Origin of the sequence: Actinomadura sp. 1N219, from assembly GCF_044326405.1 — a bacterium.
Classification (GTDB): Bacteria; Actinomycetota; Actinomycetes; order Streptosporangiales; family Streptosporangiaceae; genus Spirillospora.
Map to the genome: position 1 here is coordinate 637,430 of NZ_JBIRAY010000002.1, position 16,257 is coordinate 653,686.

The following is a 16,257-nucleotide window of genomic DNA, read 5'->3' on the forward strand; positions in this document are numbered from 1 at the left end:
CCTTCGCCGACTTGCATCTCAAATAACGAGACGGCAATATCAAGGCATGGACAACTCTAGCGGAGTCGGCGTACTTGACAAAGCGGTTCTCGTGTTGAATGCGCTGGAAGCCGGGCCCGCGTCGCTCGCGCAGCTCGTCTCGACGACCGGACTGGCCCGTCCCACCGCGCACCGGCTGGCCGTCGCGCTGGAGCACCATCGTCTCGTCCACCGGGACACGCAGGGACGTTTCATCCTCGGGCCGCGGCTCGCCGAGCTGGCGGTCGCGGCCGGTGAGGACCGCCTCCTCGCGATCGCCCAGCCGGTGCTGGCCCAGCTCCGCGACCTGACGGGCGAGAGCGCCTCGCTGTTCCGCAGGCAGGGGGACGTCCGCGTCTGCGTGGCCGCCGCCGAGCGCACCAGCGGCCTGCGCGACACCATCCCGGTCGGCGCGGCGCTCCCGATGACGGCGGGCTCGGCCGCGCAGGTCCTGCTGGCCTGGGAGGAGCCCGACCGGCTGCACCGCGGGCTGCGCGGCGCCAAGTTCGAGGCGGCCACGCTGGCGTCCGTCCGCCGTCGCGGCTGGGCGCAGAGCGTCGGCGAGCGCGAGCAGGGCGTCGGCTCGGTCTCCGCCCCGATCCGCGGCGCCGCCGGACGGGTGATCGCCGCCGTCTCGGTGTCCGGTCCGCTCGAACGGCTGACCCGCTCCCCCGGCCGCCTCCACGCGGCCCCGGTCGCGGCCGCCGCCGAGAAGATCTCGGACGGGATGCGCCGCACCGCGTCCTGACCCCCGTCCTGACCCGCCCCGCGCGCTCCGCAGCGCCCTGACCTGACCCGACGTTCCCCCATAACTCGGACACCCATTGGATAGTGCCGGTATCTAATTGGCCGCCCCCGATACCGTTAACCTCCGGTAAAGGGGGTGCGGCGGTGCAGATCTCCGAGCTCAGTGATCGGAGCGGCCTCACGGTCCAGACGATCAAGTTCTACATCCGGGAGGGCCTGCTCCCGAAGGGCTCGGCGGTGAGCGCGACGCGGTCGGAGTACGACGGCCGCCATCTGGAGCGGCTGCGGCTGATCAGCGCGCTCCGCGAGGTCGGCGACCTGCCGGTGTCGGCGATCCAGCAGATCATCGCGGCGATCGAGGACGACCGCGTCACCCTGCACGACCTGTTCGCCACCACGCAGCACGCCATCGGCCCGCACGTCGCCGCGCCCCACGACCCGCACTGGCGCGCCGCCCGCGAGGACGTGGACGCCCTCGTCCGCGAGCTCGGCTGGGACGTCGGCGACCGCGCCCCCGCCCGCGACCTGCTCGCCCACACGTTCGTGGCGCTGCGCCGCCTCGGCTTCCCGATCACCCTGCGAGACCTGCGCCCCTACGTGAACGCGGCGCGGGACGTGGCCGAGCACGAGATCGGCCGCGTCGCCGCCGGGACGCCCCGCGCCCGGACCGTCCATTCGCTGCTCGTCTCGACCGTCCTGTACGAGCAGGTTCTTACGGCCCTGCACCGGCTCGCGCAAGAAGACGCCTCGTCCCGTCGCTTCGGCAAATCCTGAACCGGCGCCGATCCGCCCCGCCCCGGCCCCGACCTGCGACGTTGTCACAATTCCGGGATATCAAGTCGGAATTGGCATTCATATACCCGGCGGTAGGGCATTTGCGTTCATCGCCTAATATGAATGGACGATGACCGCCACCCAGCCACCGGGGCCCCGCGGCGGCAGGTGGGCCGATCGCCTGCTGGCCGAGGGCAGCGACCCCGACCCGCGCTTCTCGCTCGCCAACGAGCGCACCTTCCTCGCCTGGATCCGGACGGCGCTGGCACTGATCGCCGCCGGCATCGGGCTCGCGCTCGCCGACGACCTGGTCGAGGCGCCGCTCCGGCACGTCCTCGCCGTCGGCTTCGCCGGGGCCGGAGCCCTCGTCGCCGCGCTGGCGTTCCGCCGCTGGCTGCGCACCGAGCGCGCCCTGCGCCGCGCCGAGACGCTCCCGCCGCCCGCGCTCGCCCCGATCATGGCCTACGGGCTGGCCGCCGCCGCGATCGTGCTGCTGGTGGCCGTCCTGGCGACCCGGTGAGGCTCTGGGATCCGGGCGCGCAGCCGGAGCGGACGGCGCTGGCCTGGTCCCGCACCACGCTCGCCCTGGTCGGCGCGGGACTGCTGTGCGTGCGGCTCGCGCCTTCGGTGTCCGGGGCCGCGGTCGCGGCGGCCGTCGTCTGCGGCGGCACGGCGCTCCAGCTCCGCCGGACCCGGGCGAGCTTCCACCACCGGCGGCGCCGCCTCGCCGCGGGCGACGGCGCGGCCGACCCCGCCTCCATCCTGATCGCCACCGCGCTGACGATCCTGCTCGCCGCGACGGCCGTCCTCCTCGCGCTCTAGCCATGCCGTGGCCGCATGATGGCCATGCGAAGTCTTCGCTGGTGTCATAGCGGATGGCCGCCTAGCGTCGAACCGCCAACTTCGTCGGACAAATCAAGAAGGAAGTCACGGATGCGCGTCACGTTCGACAATCCCGAGAGCGTCCCTCCGCCGCCGAGGCCCGTCTACTCCCACACCGCGCTGGTGACGCCGGGCCCGCTGCTGTACGTGTCGGGGCAGGTCGCCCTGGACGAGAACGGCAAGATCGACGCGCCCGGGGACATGAAGCGCCAAGCGGAGGTCGTGTTCACCTACATCGGGAAGATCCTCGCCGCGCACGGGGCGGGCTTCGCCGACATCGTCAAGGTCCAGACGTTCCTCACCGACATCGACCTGCTGCCGGACTACGTGGCGGGCCGGGAGCCGTTCCTCAAGGACCTCCGCCCGGTGAGCACGACCGTCGAGGTGTCCCGCCTGTTCCACCCGGACGCCCTGCTGGAGGTCGAACTCGTCGCCATCCCCGGCGCCTGACGACGTCGTCTATGGGCGCAGCTCTCCGGCCACGTCCCGCAGGTCCGCCAGGAAGGCGGTGACGGCCGGGGACCTGCGCGCGTGCCGTCCCACGGCGGCATAGACCGTCCTGCGCGGCTGATCGGGGGCCACGCCGCGCAGGACGACGCCGTCCCGCGCCACCGCCGTCGCGGCGAGCGCCGGGACGAGCGTCACGCCGAACCCCTCCGCGACCAGCCCCAGCTTGGAGATCCACTCGGCGGCCCTGATCGGCGTCTCCGGCACGAACCCGGCGACCTCGCAGCGGGCGCGCATCGTGGCGACCGCCTCGGGGTCGTCGGCGACGATCCACGGCTCGTCCGCCAGATCGGCGAGCGAGACGCGCCGCCGGGTCGCGAGCGGATGGGTGCTGGGCAGCGCGACGAGGAGGGCGTCGTCCGCGAGCGTGACCAGCTCGTCGGCGGCGATGGACGGATGCTTGTGCGTGCTGACCACCGCGATGTCGAGGTCGCCCGCCTCCAGCATCGGCAGCAGCCGCTCGGTCATGCCCTCCCGCAGCAGCGGCCGGACGCCCGGATGCCGGGCCCGGAACCGGGCGAGCGCCCGCGGCACCAGCGCGGCGTTCGCCGTGGGGAACGCGCCGAGCCGCAGCGTCCCGGTGTCGAGGCGGCGCAGCCCGTCGAGCGCGCGGGCGGTGTCGGCGAGCCGGTCCAGGAGCCCGCGCGCGTGCGGCAGCAGGTAATCCCCGGCCGGAGTGGGCCGGACGCCCCGCGCGCCGCGCGCGAACAGTTCCACGCCGCACACGTCCTCCAGCGCCGCGATCTGCCGGGACACGGCGGACTGCGTGTAGCCCTCGGCGGCCGCGGCGGCGGTGAACGAGCCGAGGTCGGCGACGGCGACGAACGTCCGCAGCAGGACGGGATCAAGGGCTTCGGCGCGCACGTCCCGGAGCATACGTGCACGCCGACGGCGGATAGGGTCGTGCGCATGCCCGAGAGCAGGCCGTTCGTCAGCCTCGCCACCGATTTCGGCGCCGCCTACACCGGCATCTGCGCGGGCGTCGTGCACTCCATCGCCCCGGCGGCGACCGTGCTCGTCCTCTCCGACGAGATCACGCCGTACGCGGTCGCCGAGGGCGCGATGCTGCTCCGGCAGGCGCTGCCCTACCTCCCGGTCGGCGTGCACGCCGGGATCGTCGACCCGGGGGTCGGCACGCGGCGGCTTCCCGTCGCGATCGAGACCGGACGCGGGGACGTCCTCGTCGGCCCCGACAACGGACTGCTCGTCCCGGCGGCGGAGGCGCTGGGCGGGGTCGTCCGGGCGCGCGTCCTGGAGAACCCGGCGTACCGGCTGCCCGGCGGCGTGTCGGCGTCGTTCCACGGACGCGACGTCTTCTCCCCCGCCGCCGCCCACCTCGCCGCCGGCGTCGACCTGGCCGAGTTCGGCGCGCCCGCCGAGCCGCTGCCGCTGGACGTCCAGGCCCCCGTGGTCGCGGCCGGTGAACTGACAGCCCTGATCCTGTACACCGACCGCTTCGGCAGCCTCGTCCTGAACGCAGGCCCGGACGACCTGCGCGCCGCGTTCGGCCCGCTGGAGCACGGCACGCCGCTGGAGCTGGCCTGGCCCGACGGCGGCTTCGAGCGGGTCACGTTCGAGGAGACGTTCGGCGGGGTCGCCCCTGGTGAGCCGCTCGTGTGGGTCGACTCGTCCGGACTGCTGGGCCTGGCGGTCAACCGGGGCTCCGCCGCCGACCGCTTCGGCCTCCGCGAACCGGGCGCCGTCACGCTCCGTCCGGCAGACTGACCGCCGTGGAAGATCTCGACGTCGTCGCGTGGATCCAGGTGTCGGACGGGCGGATGCTCGCCGTCCGCTCGCGCGGCCGCGACCTGCTCTACCTGCCGGGCGGCAAGCGCGAGCCGGGCGAGGACGACTGGTCGGCGCTGTCCCGGGAGGTCCGCGAGGAACTCGACCTGGAACTGGACGAGGCCACGTTCCGCGAGCTCGGCGTCGTCCGCGCGCCCGCCCACGACCAGCCTCGCCATGCCCATGTGCGCATGGCGTGCTTCACGGCGTCCTACCGGGGCGCGATGGCGGCGACCGGCGAGGTGGACGAGTACCGCTACGTCGGCCAGCGCGAACGCCACCTCCTCGCCCCCGCCGCCCAGGCCGCCCTCGACCTGGCCGACCGCCACGGCCTCCTCACCTGATCGTCACTGGCGCCACTTCCGGCCCAACTTCCCCTGCGGCCTCCGTTTTGATGATCTGACGACGCGCGACGCCATCGATTGGGCGACCTGATGCCCGAGTGTGGCCATTTCCAGCACGGACGGCCGATTTGCGAAAATTATCCGGCTAAGCTGTGCCGCCGATCACGCCACATGAGATGCCGGGGGATCACATGGCGGAGGTCCATCACTTTTCCTACGGGCTGCTGACGCCCGTCCTTGCCTATGCCCTGTCCGTCACGGGTTCGCTGCTCGGACTGCTGTGCACCGCGCGGGCGCGGGGCTCCGCCGGCCGCTCGCGCGGCGCGTGGCTGATCCTCGCGGCGCTGGCGATCGGCGGAACCGGGATCTGGGTGATGCACTTCATCGCGATGCTCGGCTTCAACGTCCAGGGCGCCGAGATCCGCTACGACGTTCCGCTCACGATGCTGAGCTGCGCCATCGCCGTCGTGATGGTCGCGATCGGGCTGTTCATCGTCGGTTTCGGGGTCGCGGGCCGGGGCTCGATCGTGACCGGCGGCGTCATCACGGGGGTCGGCGTGGCGAGCATGCACTACATGGGCATGGCGGCGATGAACATGTCCGGGCATGTCGGCTACCGGTCCGACCTGGTGGCGCTGTCGGTGGCGATCGCCGTGGTGGCGGCCTCCGTGGCGCTCTGGTTCGCGCTGAGCATCCGGGGCGGATGGACGACCGCGGGGGCCGCGCTGATCATGGGTGTCGCGGTGACCGGCATGCACTACACCGGCATGGCGGCGATGCACGTCACCGTCCACGAGGACATGGCGGCGCCCACCGGAGCGACCGCCACGGACTTCCTGATGCCGCTCATCGCCTGCATCGGCGTGGTGTCGGTCATCATGCTGGCGATCATCGCGATGGCCCGGACCGAGGACGAGCTGCGCGTCGACGCGGCCCTGCGGGAACGGATCCGGGTGCGGCAGGCCGGACGCGCGTCCCATCCGCCGAACATGCCGACGGGTCCGGTCGAGCCGCCGCGGACCCGTTCCACCGGCGAATGGTTCGACGGCCGCGCCGACCCTGACGGCGTCGGCCGGGAGTACGTCCCTTAGTCCGTCTCAGGGTCGTCCCCTACGCCCGGGGCGGTACCGGGAGGGGCCTGCATGGTCGGACCGCTGTAGATCATGTGTCTCTTCCCGGCCGATGCCCAGCGGTATGCCGTACACGCAGCATCATCGGCATGACGAACACGACGCAGACCCTCACCCGTCCGGACGCCCCCTCCTCCGCCTCAGCCCACGCCGGCCCGCCGAAGCTCACCCCGGTCGAGCTGCGCGCCGCGCAGATCGAGACCCTCGAGACCCCGCGCCTGAAGTACGGCTTCCTCGCCCGGATGCTGTTCAAGCAGATGGACCTGGTCTACGGCCGCGAGCGCACGCTCGTGAAGTTCACGATGCTGGAGTTCATCGCCCGTGTCCCCTACCAGGCGTGGGAGCGGATGGGCTACCTCTCGATGTCGCGCCACCGCCGCCGTTCCGCGCTCGCCAAGCGCGTCTACGAGCGGATCGTGGAGACCCGCGAGGAGCAGGACAACGAGCAGTGGCACCTGCTGATCCTCCAGGACATCGTCCAGCGGGACGGGACGAAGCAGTCGTTCGTCCTGCACCGGCTGGCGCCGTGGCTCGTGGCGTTCTTCTACTACCACGTGTCGTGGCTGCTGTTCCTGGTGCGGCCCGAGCTGAGCTACCGCCTGAACGCCGACTTCGAGGACCACGCCGAGCACGAGTACATGTCGTACGTGGCCGAGCACCCGGAGCTTGAGCACGTCCCCGCGCCGACGACGTACGCCGCCGAGTACGGCGAGTACGCCTCCGTCGCGGACCTGCTCCGCCAGATCGGGCACGACGAGCGCGTCCACAAGCTGGACAGCCTGGTGAACATGCGCGCGCCCCGCTTCCAGGACGTCCCGGACGCGAAGCACACGGCTATGACAGCTCGTCGATGATCTTCTCCAGGGCGCTGCGGACGCAGCGCCGCTCCTCCTCCGTCAGCGCGGCGGCGACTCGCTCCTCCAGTCGCCGCCGCGCCTCCTCTATGGGCGCCCGCACCTCGCGGGCCTTGCCGGTCAGGTAGAGCCGGACGAGCCGCGCGTCGGACGGGTCGCGCCGCCGGACGACGAGGTCCGCCGACTCCATCCGGGTGGCGGTGTTGACGATGGTCGGCGTCGTCAGCCCGAGCCGCGTCGCCAGCTCGCCGGGCGTCAGGCCGTCCTCCTCCCACAGGATCTCCAGGACGAGGTTCTGCCCGACGCGCACTCCGTGCCTGCTCATCGCCGCGTCGGACGCGGCGCGCAGCAGCTTGTGGGCCCGCGCGGCCAGCCGCACCAAGTCTTCCATACGGAAATCATAGTGATCGCTACACCCAGTTACTAAAGCAGTCACTTGACTATCGACCTGTCCGCCCATACAGTTAAGAATGTGCTTAACAATGAGGAGACCCCGGACCGGGTGTTCCACGCGGTCGCCGACCCGACGCGGCGGGCCATCGTGGAACGGCTGACCCGCGGACCGGCGTCGGTCAGCGAACTGGCCGGCCCGCTGCCCATGTCGCTCCCCGCGGTGGTGCAGCATCTGCAGGTCCTGGAGGCCGCCGGGCTGGTCCGGTCGGAGAAGGCCGGACGGGTCCGCACCTGCCGCCTCGAACCCGCGGGCCTCCGGACGGCCGAGGACTGGCTGCGCCGGCAGCGCACGGCCTGGGAGAGCCGCCTCGACCGCCTTGGCGACGTCCTCACCGAAACCGCCCATGACCCGGACGAAAACGACGAAGGAGCACTGTCATGACCGAGCATTCCGCCCTGCACTCGACGTTCACCCTGGAGCGCGTGTACCCGGCGACGACGGGCCGGGCGTTCGCCGCCTGGGCCGATCCCGCGTCCAAGTTCCGCTGGTTCGCCAATCCCGGCGACGAACACGACCTCGACTTCCGCCCCGGCGGGAGGGAATCCCTTCTGCACCACGGCAAGGACGGCAAGCCCACGCTGCGGTTCGAGTCGCTCTACAACGACATCGTGCCGGACGAGCGGATCGTCTATTCGGGCACGCTCTTCGCAGACGACCGGCCGGCCACCGTCTCGATCACGACCGTCGAGTTCGAGACGTCCGCCGAAGGCACGCGACTCGTCCTCACCGAACAGGGCACGTTCCTGGACGGCCTGGAGGAGCCGGCCTGGCGCGAGCAGGGCACCGCCGACTGGCTGGACAAGCTGACGGCGGAACTCACCTGAAGGAAGGACCGTCGTTCCGTGGCCGACTTCGTCGAGAACCCGAGCACCTGACGCTAGCCGTGACCAGTGGTGCCGTGCGCGCTGTGGCGCTCCCGGTCGGCGGCCGCGGCGCCGAGGATCATCTCGTCCACGACCCAGCGGGCCTCCGGGGACAGGTCGACGAGCGCGCGCAGCACCTCGGGCCGGATGACGCCGTTCTCGACGTCGCGCCGCAGCGCCTTGAGCGTGAGGTCCTCCCCGATCGGCTCGGCCTCGCTCGGGAAGCCGAAGAACCCGATCGGCACGCCGAAGAACGTGGCGAGCGCCGTGAGCGTCTTGAGCTGCGGGTTCTCCTGCCGTCCCGTGCGCAACTTCCACACGGTGGTGGACGAGATGTCCTCGCCGGTGGCGTGCGCGATCGCGGCGGCGGTCTCCACGTTGTTGCGCGGCGGGTCCGCGTGCGCGGGCCAGAGGTTCCGGATCAGCCATTCGACCTTGTCGGCCAGCGACGCGGCCGGCGACACCTCGTCCGTGCGGTCCCGCATCATGACCTCCCACCCGTGCTCAGTGATTTTAGTTGACCACAGACGCGCCGATCAGCCAAGGACACACGCCCCCTCCGAAAGTCGCACCGCTCCGACCCTCCGTCACGACTATCGGCACCCGGCTCCCTCCGTCCGGCGCTGCCCCGCCGCGGCGCCCCTCCGCTGGAATCGGGGAGAACGGAAAGGGGCGCCCACGTGACCGAGTTCGCCGCACGAACCGAAGACCTGCGCAAGACCTACGGGACGGGCGACGCCCGCGTGACCGCGCTGGACGGCGTCACGGTCGGCATCCCCCGCGAGCGGTTCGTCGCGGTGATGGGCCCGTCCGGGTCGGGCAAGTCGACGCTCATGCACGTCATGGCCGGTCTCGACTCGCCCGACGCGGGCCGCGTCCACATCGCCGGCACCGAGATCACGGGCCTGGACGACCGCGGCCTCACCCGGCTCCGCCGCGACCGGATCGGCTTCGTGTTCCAGGCGTTCAACCTCGTCCCGACCCTCACCGCGCTGGAGAACATCACGCTCCCCGCCGACATCGCGGGCCGCGGGCTCGACCCGGCCTGGCTGGACGAGGTCATCGGCACGGTCGGGCTCCGCGAGCGGCTCTCCCACCGTCCGGCCCAGCTCTCCGGCGGCCAGCAGCAGCGCGTCGCCTGCGCCCGCGCCCTCGCCGGACGCCCCGAGCTGATCTTCGCGGACGAGCCGACCGGCAACCTCGACTCCCGCTCCGGCGCCGAGGTCCTCGCGTTCCTGCGCCGCTCCGTGGACGAGCTGCGCCAGACGATCGTCATGGTCACCCACGACCCGTCCGCGGCCGCGCACGCCGACCACGTCATCACCCTCACGGACGGCCGCGTCATCGACCAGACCTGAGAGTGAGGCCGCGCCCGCTCGGGTCTCCCTCTCAGGTCGCAGTCCCTCATCCTCTCCGGTGAACCTTGCCAAGAACCGTTGCAAAGGCCCTTTGCAACTCCTACGGTCCAAGGCATGAAGGAACAGCCGCCGCCCGAGACGATCACCGATCCGCAGCAGGTGCGGCTGCTCGCGCACCCGCTGCGGCAGCGGATCGCGGAGCTCACGCGGCGCGGTCCGGTCTCGTCCACCACCCTCGCCCGCGAGCTCGGCCAGAGCACCGGCGCGACGAGCTACCACCTGCGGCAGCTCGCCAAGCACGGGTTCGTCGAGGAGGCCCCGGAGCTGGCGCGCGGACGGGAGCGCTGGTGGCGGGCCGTGCCCGCCGACCGGCGGCTGCCCCCGCGCAGCGAGCAGTCCCCGGAGCTGCGCCGGGCGGTGGATGAGCTGACCCGCCTGGAGTTCGCGAACGAGCTGGACATGCTCACCCGCTACCAGCGCGAACGCGACCGTCTCGGCGAGCCGTGGTCGGACGCGCTGCTCTTCTCGTTCGCCACCGTCACGCTCAGGCCGGAGGAGGCCCGTCCCTTCTTCGAGGAGTACATCGCGCTCCTCTACCGCTACAAGCGCTCCGACGACGACCCGCCGCCGGACGCCCGCACCTTCCACGCCAGATTCCTGGCATTCCCCGAAGTCTGAAGTCCGGGCCGCCGAGTTGCCCCTCGGCGGCCCGGACGGGCGGGGCCCGCATCACCACGCCGAACGGCGTGTTTCGCACGCGACAACGAACCCCACGGAAAGGAGAGCACTCCATGCTGCTCTCACGCAAACACCGATCGGACGCGCCGCGGGCCCGCCTGCCGAAATGGGCGGTGCCGCTGAAATGGGCGGTGCTGCTGCTCTGGGTCGCGATCACCGTCCTGGCCGTCCCGGCCGCGAGCAGCCTGCCGGACGTCGTCGAGGGGAAGGCGTCCGCCGAACTCCCGCGCGGCGCCCAGTCCACGAAGGTCGAGGAGCTGGCCCCGCGCTTCTCCGGCGGCGAGCTGGCCCCGGGCATCGTCGTCTACGCCCGCTCCTCGGGCATCACGCCCGCCGACCGGGCGAAGGCCGAGACCGACCGCCGCGCGCTCGCGCCCATCGCCGCGCGGCCGATCGCGCCGCCGCGACCGTCCGGCGACGGCAAGGCGCTGATGCTGAACGTCCCGCTGCCGGACGACGACACCCTCACCGACAAGGCCGAGAAACTCCGCGACCAGTCCCGCGCCGGAGCACCCGACGGCCTGGACGTCCGCCTGACCGGCCCCGCCGGTTCCGCGCTCGACGTCGGCGACGCCTTCGAGAGCATCGACAAGCCGATCCTCATCATCACGATCCTCGTGGTCACGGCCGTCCTCCTGCTCACCTACCGCAGCCCGATCCTGTGGCTGCTGCCGATCGTGAACGCGGCGATCGCGCTCCAGGCGGCGAACGCGGTCGTCTACCTCCTCGGCAAGCACGCCGGGCTCTACGTGGCGGACGGCATGTCCACCATCCTCAACGCGCTCGTGTTCGGCATCTCGACCGACTACGCGCTGCTCCTCCTGGCCCGCTACCGCGAGGAACTGCGCCGCCACCCCGACCGCCACCGGGCGATGGCGATCGCGCTCCGCCACGCCGCCGCCCCGATCGTCGCGTCCGCCGCGACGGTCTCCCTCGGCCTCCTCTGCCTGCTCGCCGCCGACATGGGCTTCAACTACGCGCTGGGCCCGATCGGCGCCATCGGCGTCCTCGCCGGGCTGGTCGTCGTCATGACCCTGCTGCCCGCCCTCCTCGTGATCTTCGGACGCTGGATCTTCTGGCCCCGCATCCCCCGCTACGGCGATGCCCCGCCCACCCGAGGCGCGTGGTACCGCGTCGGCGACCGCATAGCGGCGCATCCGCGCCTGGTCTGGATCGGCGGCCTGGCCGTCCTCGGCGGGCTCGCGGCCGCCGCCCTCGGCATCAACACGGGCCTGGACCGCGCGCACTTCCTCACCGACACGCCCAGCTCCACGATCGGCGAACGCCTCCTGACAGCGCACTACCCCGGCGGCCAGGGCCGCCCCCTCCAGGTCATCACCGAAAAGCCAGAGACACCCCACGTAACCGCAGCCCTCCGCGACGCCCAAGGCGTGGCCCGCGTAGAGAACGCTCAACCGTCGAAGGACGGGCGTCTCACCAGGCTCGAAGTCGTCCTCGAAGACCCGCCGGACAGCGCAGCGGCGAAGCAGACCGTCCGCGACCTCCGCCGGACGATCCCGGACGCCACCATCGGAGCGAGCACCGCGAGCGAGATCGACCTGGCCGACGCGCAGTCCCATGACCGCCGCGTCGTCATCCCCCTCGTCCTGGCCGTCGTGTTCCTCATCCTGATCGCGCTGCTCCGCGCCCTGGTCGCCCCGATCCTGGTGATCGCCACGGTCGTGGCGTCCTACTTCGCCGCGCTGGGCGCGTCCTGGCTGCTGTTCCGGTACGCCTTCGACTTCCCGGCCCTCGACACGCAGGTCGCGCTCATGGGCTTCCTGTTCATGGTCGCGCTGGGCGTGGACTACAACCTGTTCCTCGTCGCCCGCGTCCGCGAAGAGGTGAAGAGAACCGACCACCGGACCGGCGTCCTGCGCGGCCTCGGCGTCACCGGCGGCGTCATCTCCAGCGCCGGACTCGTCCTGGCCGCGACGTTCGGCGTCCTAGGCGTAATGCCGATAACGATGATGGTGCAGATCGGCGTCCTGGTCTCCCTGGGCGTCCTCCTGGACACCTTCTTCGTCCGCTCGATCATCGTCCCGGCCCTGGCCCTGGACACCGGCCCCCGCTTCTGGTGGCCCACCCGCCCGAGGTGACCATCCCGGACGTGCGGGGCCGCGGTGCCAAAAGCCACCGAAGCCCCGCACGCCCACATGCAAGACCGTGCCGGGTGAGATCGCGGCTACGACTTCTCAGCCGTCACCATCACCGGGTGGCCGTCGGGGTCGGCGACGTAGGCGATGCGCTCGCCCCAAGGGGTGTCGGCGGGCGGCATGAGCACCGGATGTCCGAGTGCGGCCAGTTCCTCGACCGAGGAATCGACGTCATCGCAGTACACGCAGAGCTCGAAGAAGCGCCCGGAGATCGGTCGCTGCGGGAGCCCGTGAATGCCGGCGCCGCCGTCCGGCAGGACGCCCAGCCCGATGGACGAGCCGTCTCCCAGCCGCAACGCGACGTAGGTCGCCGTTCCGCCTTCCTCGAACCGGTAGGTCTCCTGGAAGCCGAGCGCATCGCGGTAGAACTCGAGCGAGCGCTGCAGGTCATCACAGGCCAGCATGGGAAACGCCGATCGAAAAGCCATGCCGCGACGCTACCGCCGGCCAGTGACAATTCCGAGAGCCGGGACCGGCGGACTGCGGGAGGGGCGCCTTCTAGTCTGGTGGGGTGCGACTCGACCTGATCGCGATCGTCGTGGACGACTATGACCGGGCCATCGAATTCTTCACCGGCGCCCTGGGCTTCGATCTCGTCGAGGATTCCCCGTCGCGCACCGGCGACGGCCGTCCCAAACGGTGGGTCGTCGTCCGTCCACCGGGCGCCGAGACCGGAATCCTGCTGGCCCGCGCGGACGGCGACCGTCAAACCGCCGCTGTCGGAGAGCAGGTCGCGGGCCGCGTCGGATTCTTCCTCCGGGTGGACGACTTCGACGAGGCCCACCGGCGGATGAAGGCCGCAGGCGTCGAATTCGTCACCGCACCTCGCACCGAGCCCTATGGGCGGGTCGCCGTGTTCGTCGACATAGCCGGCAATCGGTGGGACCTCCTGGGGCCCGCCTGAACACCAACCGACGACATGGTCGTGCAATAGGGTTGCCTTTACCTGGAATCGGGGACCCGCCTGCTCGGAGCGGCCGGCGTGCGAGCCATTGGGAAGGACCTATGTCGGCTGCGCTGCTCAACGTCGTGATCGGCCTGGTGACCAGCGTCTTGAGCGGCGGAGGCGTATGGCTGCTGAACCGCGCGAAGCACGCGCGGACGCTGCACCGGAAGGCCGCTTTCTTCGGGCTCGAAGGCGGTGCGCCGTGTGTCGTGGTGATGAACGACAAGTACAGCAAGACCGGCAGCACGGCCCAGGACGACGTCCACGCCCTCGTCGAGATCGCGATGCTCGGGAGAGAACTGGGCAGTCCCGTCGCCATCCGCCAGGCGCGGGAGTTCCGGGAAGGCAACGGCTCCAGCACCGAATTCTGCATCGGCGGCCCGTCGGGCGGCTCCAATCCGCGGACCGGCGGACATCTGGCCGCGCACCTGCCCGGCGTCACCATCCTGCCCTACGGCGACGGCGACGACTCAACGGCGTTCCTGATCGGCGGTGAGAAATTCCGGTACGAGCGGGGTCGGCGAGAACGCGCTCTGGTGGCCAAGTTCCGTCCCGACCCCGATTCTCGGCCGGTCTTCCTCATTTCCGGGCAGACCGCCCTCTCCAACCGCGCCGCCGTCCACTTCCTGAAACGACGGCACCGCGACCTAGCCGAATCATTGGAGAGCGCCGAAAGGTTCTGCCTGATCATCCGAGCGGACGATATAGAAACGTACGGTCACGAGGCGGCCACGCTAGAGCGTGACGTCACTCATGCCGCCTTCGTCCCGGCAAACGGCGGCGACGAAACGTAAGGAAACACGCGATCAGATTCCCTCTTCGAGGGAAGGCCGGTCATGCCACAAACCCAAAAGCCGCAGATCAGACGATCTGCGGCTGCTTCATTCGCGTACCCCCGAGCGGATTCGAACCGCCGTTACCGCCTTGAGAGGGCGGCGTCCTAGGCCACTAGACGACGGGGGCCTGCCTGTTCACCCACGCGATCTCCCGCGAGGACCCCACCCACCTTACCGGACGCCACCACCCACCTCGACCGAGTTTCCACCCACCACACCAAGGAGCTTCACCTGGCAAGAGCCTGCACCGTTGGCAGCGACCGCAACCACAAGGGGGCGTGGGGGCGGAGCCCCCACATCGGGGGTCTGGGGGTCGCCCCCCAGATAAACACAAGATCCGGCGAAGGCGGCCCAAGGGCCGACGAGTAGGGGTACCCCCGAGCGGATTCGAACCGCCGTTACCGCCTTGAGAGGGCGGCGTCCTAGGCCACTAGACGACGGGGGCGTGTGTCCGCTGTGTACGGACGCAGCTGGGGTACCAGGACTCGAACCTAGACTAAGTGAACCAGAATCACTCGTGCTGCCGATTACACCATACCCCAGTGAGGTACGGGCGCCCGTGCCGTTTGAGGCCTGGGTCGCTCGCGCCTCGATGAGAATACAGGACCTTGGGACTGCGACCAAAACGATTGGCGCAGCCGGCTCGCCGGGCCGGAGCCCCCGTCCGCCCGGCCCGGCGAGCCGTCATCCAGGCGAGTCTGCGGACGACTCGGCGGGCGACTCCGCGGGCGGGTCCGTGGGTTCTATGGCGAACAGTTCGAGCTGGACGTCGTCGGGGTCGCGGAAGCACAGGACGGGCCCGAACGGCGTATCGGCGACCGGCGAACAGGTGACGCCGAGGTCGACGAGGCGGGCGTGCCACTCTTCGAGGGCGGCGCGGTCGGCGACAGCGAAGGAGAGGTGGTCGAGGCCGGCGCGGCGGTGGTCGAAGGGGCCGGCGGCGTCCCGGTGCTGGACGAGGCCGAGGACGGTCAGCCGGTCGGGGAGGATGCAGATGGTCTCCAGCCAGCGGTCGTCGTCCTGCACGTAGAACGGGGTGAAGCCGAGGACGTCCCCGTACCACTGGACGCTCCTGTCCCGGTCGGTGACAGAGAGGGAGAGGTGGGAGAAACCGGTGACCGACGGCGGCATGCGCGCTCCTTTACTCCGGTTCGGAGTATCGACGATACTCTGGATCGGAGTATCGTCAAGCCCCATGCCACGGGAACTCACGACGACGTCCTTCGCGATCCTGTCGTTGCTGGCCGTCCGTCCCTGGACGACGTACGAGCTCAAGGAGCAGATGAAGCGCGCTCTGCAGTCGGTGTGGCCGCGGGCGGAGAGCGTCCTGTACGAGGAGCCGAAGAAGCTGGTCGAGCACGGGCTCGCCCGGTCGCGCACCGAGTACACGGGGCGGCGCAAGAGCACGGTCTACGAGATCACCGAAGAGGGGCGCGCCAGCCTGCGGCAATGGCTGGACGAGCCCGGCGCCGGACCCGTGCTGGAGTTCGAGGCCCTGCTCAAGGTGGCCTTCGCCGACCACGGCGATCTCGAACAGTTGCGCTCGACGCTGCGCCGCATACGGGACGACGCCGCGCGGCGCGTCGCCATCACCGAGGCCAGGATGGCCGAGTACGAGGAGGGCGGCCCGTATCCGGATCGGCTCCCCGTGATCGCGCTGCCCTCGAAGTTCCTGCGGGAGCAGAACGCGCTGCTGCTGCGCTGGGCCGAATGGGCGCTGGCCGAGGTGGAGCACTGGGACGGCGTGACCCCGCAGACCGGCGCACGCGTCCCACCGGACGCCTTCACCGGATAACGCCGCGCCGGAGCCCGCGCGATCACCGCAGCCCGCGCGGTCAGCGCGGTCAGCGCGGTGGGGCGGTGGG

The 16,257-nt window shown here is 71.0% G+C and carries 22 protein-coding genes and 3 tRNA genes; 17 read left to right on the plus strand and 8 right to left on the minus strand.

Annotated elements, in window-relative coordinates; all coding sequences use genetic code 11:
• Positions 1–46: 46 nt before the first annotated feature.
• From ACH35V_RS11725 to ACH35V_RS11745, 5 genes are all read left to right on the plus strand, one after another.
• Positions 47–766 carry an IclR family transcriptional regulator gene (locus ACH35V_RS11725; protein WP_395971926.1) on the plus strand — a complete coding sequence of 240 codons (720 nt, stop codon included), beginning with the start codon at positions 47–49 and terminating at the stop codon, positions 764–766.
• 143 nt (positions 767–909) lie between these two features.
• The gene (locus tag ACH35V_RS11730) at positions 910–1,539 is read left to right on the plus strand and encodes a MerR family transcriptional regulator (protein WP_132176330.1); all 630 of its coding nucleotides are present in this window, start codon (positions 910–912) and stop codon (positions 1,537–1,539) included.
• A gap of 130 nt (positions 1,540–1,669) precedes the next feature.
• The gene (locus ACH35V_RS11735; RefSeq protein WP_395971928.1) at positions 1,670–2,059 is read left to right on the plus strand and encodes a YidH family protein; all 390 of its coding nucleotides are present in this window, start codon (positions 1,670–1,672) and stop codon (positions 2,057–2,059) included.
• The gene (locus ACH35V_RS11740) at positions 2,056–2,361 is read left to right on the plus strand and encodes a DUF202 domain-containing protein (RefSeq protein ID WP_395971929.1); all 306 of its coding nucleotides are present in this window, start codon (positions 2,056–2,058) and stop codon (positions 2,359–2,361) included. Before ACH35V_RS11735 ends, ACH35V_RS11740 begins: the two co-directional genes overlap by 4 nt.
• Positions 2,362–2,472: 111 nt before the next feature.
• Positions 2,473–2,871 carry a RidA family protein gene (locus ACH35V_RS11745; RefSeq protein WP_395971930.1) on the plus strand — a complete coding sequence of 133 codons (399 nt, stop codon included), beginning with the start codon at positions 2,473–2,475 and terminating at the stop codon, positions 2,869–2,871.
• Positions 2,872–2,880: 9 nt separating this feature from the next.
• Here ACH35V_RS11745 and ACH35V_RS11750 read toward each other — a convergent pair whose 3' ends face one another.
• A complete protein-coding gene (locus tag ACH35V_RS11750) occupies positions 2,881–3,792 on the minus strand; it encodes a LysR family transcriptional regulator (protein ID WP_395971932.1) in 912 nt (303 codons plus the stop codon).
• A gap of 45 nt (positions 3,793–3,837) precedes the next feature.
• Here ACH35V_RS11750 and ACH35V_RS11755 point away from each other — a divergent pair, with 45 nt between their 5' ends.
• From ACH35V_RS11755 to ACH35V_RS11770, 4 genes are all read left to right on the plus strand, one after another.
• Positions 3,838–4,653: an S-adenosyl-l-methionine hydroxide adenosyltransferase family protein gene (locus ACH35V_RS11755; protein ID WP_395971933.1), complete on the plus strand. Its 816-nt coding sequence runs from the start codon at positions 3,838–3,840 to the stop codon at positions 4,651–4,653.
• Positions 4,654–4,658: 5 nt separating this feature from the next.
• Positions 4,659–5,057, plus strand: coding sequence for an NUDIX domain-containing protein (locus tag ACH35V_RS11760; protein WP_395971935.1), 399 nt, complete (start codon positions 4,659–4,661; stop codon positions 5,055–5,057).
• 191 nt (positions 5,058–5,248) lie between these two features.
• Complete coding sequence (locus ACH35V_RS11765; RefSeq protein WP_395971936.1) at positions 5,249–6,148, plus strand: MHYT domain-containing protein; 900 nt, start codon at positions 5,249–5,251, stop codon at positions 6,146–6,148.
• Positions 6,149–6,276: 128 nt separating this feature from the next.
• On the plus strand, positions 6,277–7,041 hold the full coding sequence (locus tag ACH35V_RS11770; RefSeq protein ID WP_395971937.1) for an alternative oxidase: 765 nt from the start codon (positions 6,277–6,279) through the stop codon (positions 7,039–7,041).
• On the opposite strand, the gene ACH35V_RS11775 is transcribed toward ACH35V_RS11770, so the two are convergent.
• Positions 7,022–7,432 carry a MarR family winged helix-turn-helix transcriptional regulator gene (locus ACH35V_RS11775; protein ID WP_395971938.1) on the minus strand — a complete coding sequence of 137 codons (411 nt, stop codon included), beginning with the start codon at positions 7,430–7,432 and terminating at the stop codon, positions 7,022–7,024. The two genes, ACH35V_RS11770 and ACH35V_RS11775, sit on opposite strands and share 20 nt — an antisense overlap.
• A gap of 81 nt (positions 7,433–7,513) precedes the next feature.
• Here ACH35V_RS11775 and ACH35V_RS11780 point away from each other — a divergent pair, with 81 nt between their 5' ends.
• The gene (locus ACH35V_RS11780; RefSeq protein ID WP_395971939.1) at positions 7,514–7,876 is read left to right on the plus strand and encodes an ArsR/SmtB family transcription factor; all 363 of its coding nucleotides are present in this window, start codon (positions 7,514–7,516) and stop codon (positions 7,874–7,876) included.
• Positions 7,873–8,319, plus strand: a complete 447-nt coding sequence (locus ACH35V_RS11785; protein ID WP_395971940.1) for an SRPBCC family protein — start codon at positions 7,873–7,875, stop codon at positions 8,317–8,319. Before ACH35V_RS11780 ends, ACH35V_RS11785 begins: the two co-directional genes overlap by 4 nt.
• Positions 8,320–8,372: 53 nt before the next feature.
• On the opposite strand, the gene ACH35V_RS11790 is transcribed toward ACH35V_RS11785, so the two are convergent.
• On the minus strand, positions 8,373–8,843 hold the full coding sequence (locus ACH35V_RS11790; protein WP_395971941.1) for a hypothetical protein: 471 nt from the start codon (positions 8,841–8,843) through the stop codon (positions 8,373–8,375).
• A gap of 195 nt (positions 8,844–9,038) precedes the next feature.
• On the opposite strand from ACH35V_RS11790, the gene ACH35V_RS11795 reads away from it, so the two are divergent.
• The 3 genes from ACH35V_RS11795 to ACH35V_RS11805 all read left to right on the plus strand — a co-directional run bounded on the left by ACH35V_RS11795 (position 9,039) and on the right by ACH35V_RS11805 (position 12,553).
• Positions 9,039–9,716, plus strand: a complete 678-nt coding sequence (locus ACH35V_RS11795; RefSeq protein ID WP_395971942.1) for an ABC transporter ATP-binding protein — start codon at positions 9,039–9,041, stop codon at positions 9,714–9,716.
• A 114-nt stretch (positions 9,717–9,830) separates the two neighbouring features.
• Positions 9,831–10,394: a helix-turn-helix domain-containing protein gene (locus ACH35V_RS11800; protein ID WP_395971943.1), complete on the plus strand. Its 564-nt coding sequence runs from the start codon at positions 9,831–9,833 to the stop codon at positions 10,392–10,394.
• Positions 10,395–10,507: 113 nt separating this feature from the next.
• Entirely contained in the window at positions 10,508–12,553 is a 2,046-nt protein-coding gene (locus ACH35V_RS11805; protein ID WP_395971945.1) for an MMPL family transporter, read from the plus strand.
• A gap of 86 nt (positions 12,554–12,639) precedes the next feature.
• Here ACH35V_RS11805 and ACH35V_RS11810 read toward each other — a convergent pair whose 3' ends face one another.
• Positions 12,640–13,038, minus strand: coding sequence for a VOC family protein (locus ACH35V_RS11810; RefSeq protein ID WP_395971947.1), 399 nt, complete (start codon positions 13,036–13,038; stop codon positions 12,640–12,642).
• Between the two features lie 83 nt (positions 13,039–13,121).
• Between ACH35V_RS11810 and ACH35V_RS11815 the strand changes: the two genes are divergently transcribed.
• Both ACH35V_RS11815 and ACH35V_RS11820 read left to right on the plus strand, forming a co-directional pair.
• Entirely contained in the window at positions 13,122–13,514 is a 393-nt protein-coding gene (locus tag ACH35V_RS11815; protein ID WP_395971949.1) for a VOC family protein, read from the plus strand.
• A gap of 125 nt (positions 13,515–13,639) precedes the next feature.
• Positions 13,640–14,350, plus strand: coding sequence for a hypothetical protein (locus ACH35V_RS11820; protein WP_395971951.1), 711 nt, complete (start codon positions 13,640–13,642; stop codon positions 14,348–14,350).
• Between the two features lie 96 nt (positions 14,351–14,446).
• Here ACH35V_RS11820 and ACH35V_RS11825 read toward each other — a convergent pair.
• From ACH35V_RS11825 to ACH35V_RS11840, 4 genes are all read right to left on the minus strand, one after another.
• A tRNA-Glu gene (locus ACH35V_RS11825) sits at positions 14,447–14,519 on the minus strand.
• Positions 14,520–14,764: 245 nt separating this feature from the next.
• Positions 14,765–14,837: transfer RNA gene (locus ACH35V_RS11830), tRNA-Glu, on the minus strand.
• Between the two features lie 25 nt (positions 14,838–14,862).
• A tRNA-Gln gene (locus tag ACH35V_RS11835) sits at positions 14,863–14,934 on the minus strand.
• Positions 14,935–15,076: 142 nt separating this feature from the next.
• Positions 15,077–15,523, minus strand: coding sequence for a VOC family protein (locus ACH35V_RS11840; protein WP_395971952.1), 447 nt, complete (start codon positions 15,521–15,523; stop codon positions 15,077–15,079).
• 64 nt (positions 15,524–15,587) lie between these two features.
• On the opposite strand from ACH35V_RS11840, the gene ACH35V_RS11845 reads away from it, so the two are divergent.
• Complete coding sequence (locus tag ACH35V_RS11845; protein WP_395971954.1) at positions 15,588–16,187, plus strand: PadR family transcriptional regulator; 600 nt, start codon at positions 15,588–15,590, stop codon at positions 16,185–16,187.
• Positions 16,188–16,257: the final 70 nt, after the last annotated feature.

Bases quoted from the DNA above. Each gene is read 5' to 3' on its own strand.
- ACH35V_RS11790 (WP_395971941.1), bottom strand. From the start codon at position 8,843: ATGCGGGACCGCACGGACGAGGTGTCGCCGGCCGCGTCGCTGGCCGAC.
- ACH35V_RS11755 (WP_395971933.1), top strand. From the start codon at position 3,838: ATGCCCGAGAGCAGGCCGTTCGTCAGCCTCGCCACCGATTTCGGCGCC.
- ACH35V_RS11845 (WP_395971954.1), top strand. From the start codon at position 15,588: ATGCCACGGGAACTCACGACGACGTCCTTCGCGATCCTGTCGTTGCTG.
- ACH35V_RS11805 (WP_395971945.1), top strand. From the start codon at position 10,508: ATGCTGCTCTCACGCAAACACCGATCGGACGCGCCGCGGGCCCGCCTG.
- ACH35V_RS11840 (WP_395971952.1), bottom strand. From the start codon at position 15,523: ATGCCGCCGTCGGTCACCGGTTTCTCCCACCTCTCCCTCTCTGTCACC.
- ACH35V_RS11765 (WP_395971936.1), top strand. From the start codon at position 5,249: ATGGCGGAGGTCCATCACTTTTCCTACGGGCTGCTGACGCCCGTCCTT.
- ACH35V_RS11810 (WP_395971947.1), bottom strand. From the start codon at position 13,038: ATGGCTTTTCGATCGGCGTTTCCCATGCTGGCCTGTGATGACCTGCAG.
- ACH35V_RS11775 (WP_395971938.1), bottom strand. From the start codon at position 7,432: ATGGAAGACTTGGTGCGGCTGGCCGCGCGGGCCCACAAGCTGCTGCGC.
- ACH35V_RS11785 (WP_395971940.1), top strand. From the start codon at position 7,873: ATGACCGAGCATTCCGCCCTGCACTCGACGTTCACCCTGGAGCGCGTG.
- ACH35V_RS11770 (WP_395971937.1), top strand. From the start codon at position 6,277: ATGACGAACACGACGCAGACCCTCACCCGTCCGGACGCCCCCTCCTCC.
- ACH35V_RS11800 (WP_395971943.1), top strand. From the start codon at position 9,831: ATGAAGGAACAGCCGCCGCCCGAGACGATCACCGATCCGCAGCAGGTG.
- ACH35V_RS11745 (WP_395971930.1), top strand. From the start codon at position 2,473: ATGCGCGTCACGTTCGACAATCCCGAGAGCGTCCCTCCGCCGCCGAGG.
- ACH35V_RS11725 (WP_395971926.1), top strand. From the start codon at position 47: ATGGACAACTCTAGCGGAGTCGGCGTACTTGACAAAGCGGTTCTCGTG.
- ACH35V_RS11735 (WP_395971928.1), top strand. From the start codon at position 1,670: ATGACCGCCACCCAGCCACCGGGGCCCCGCGGCGGCAGGTGGGCCGAT.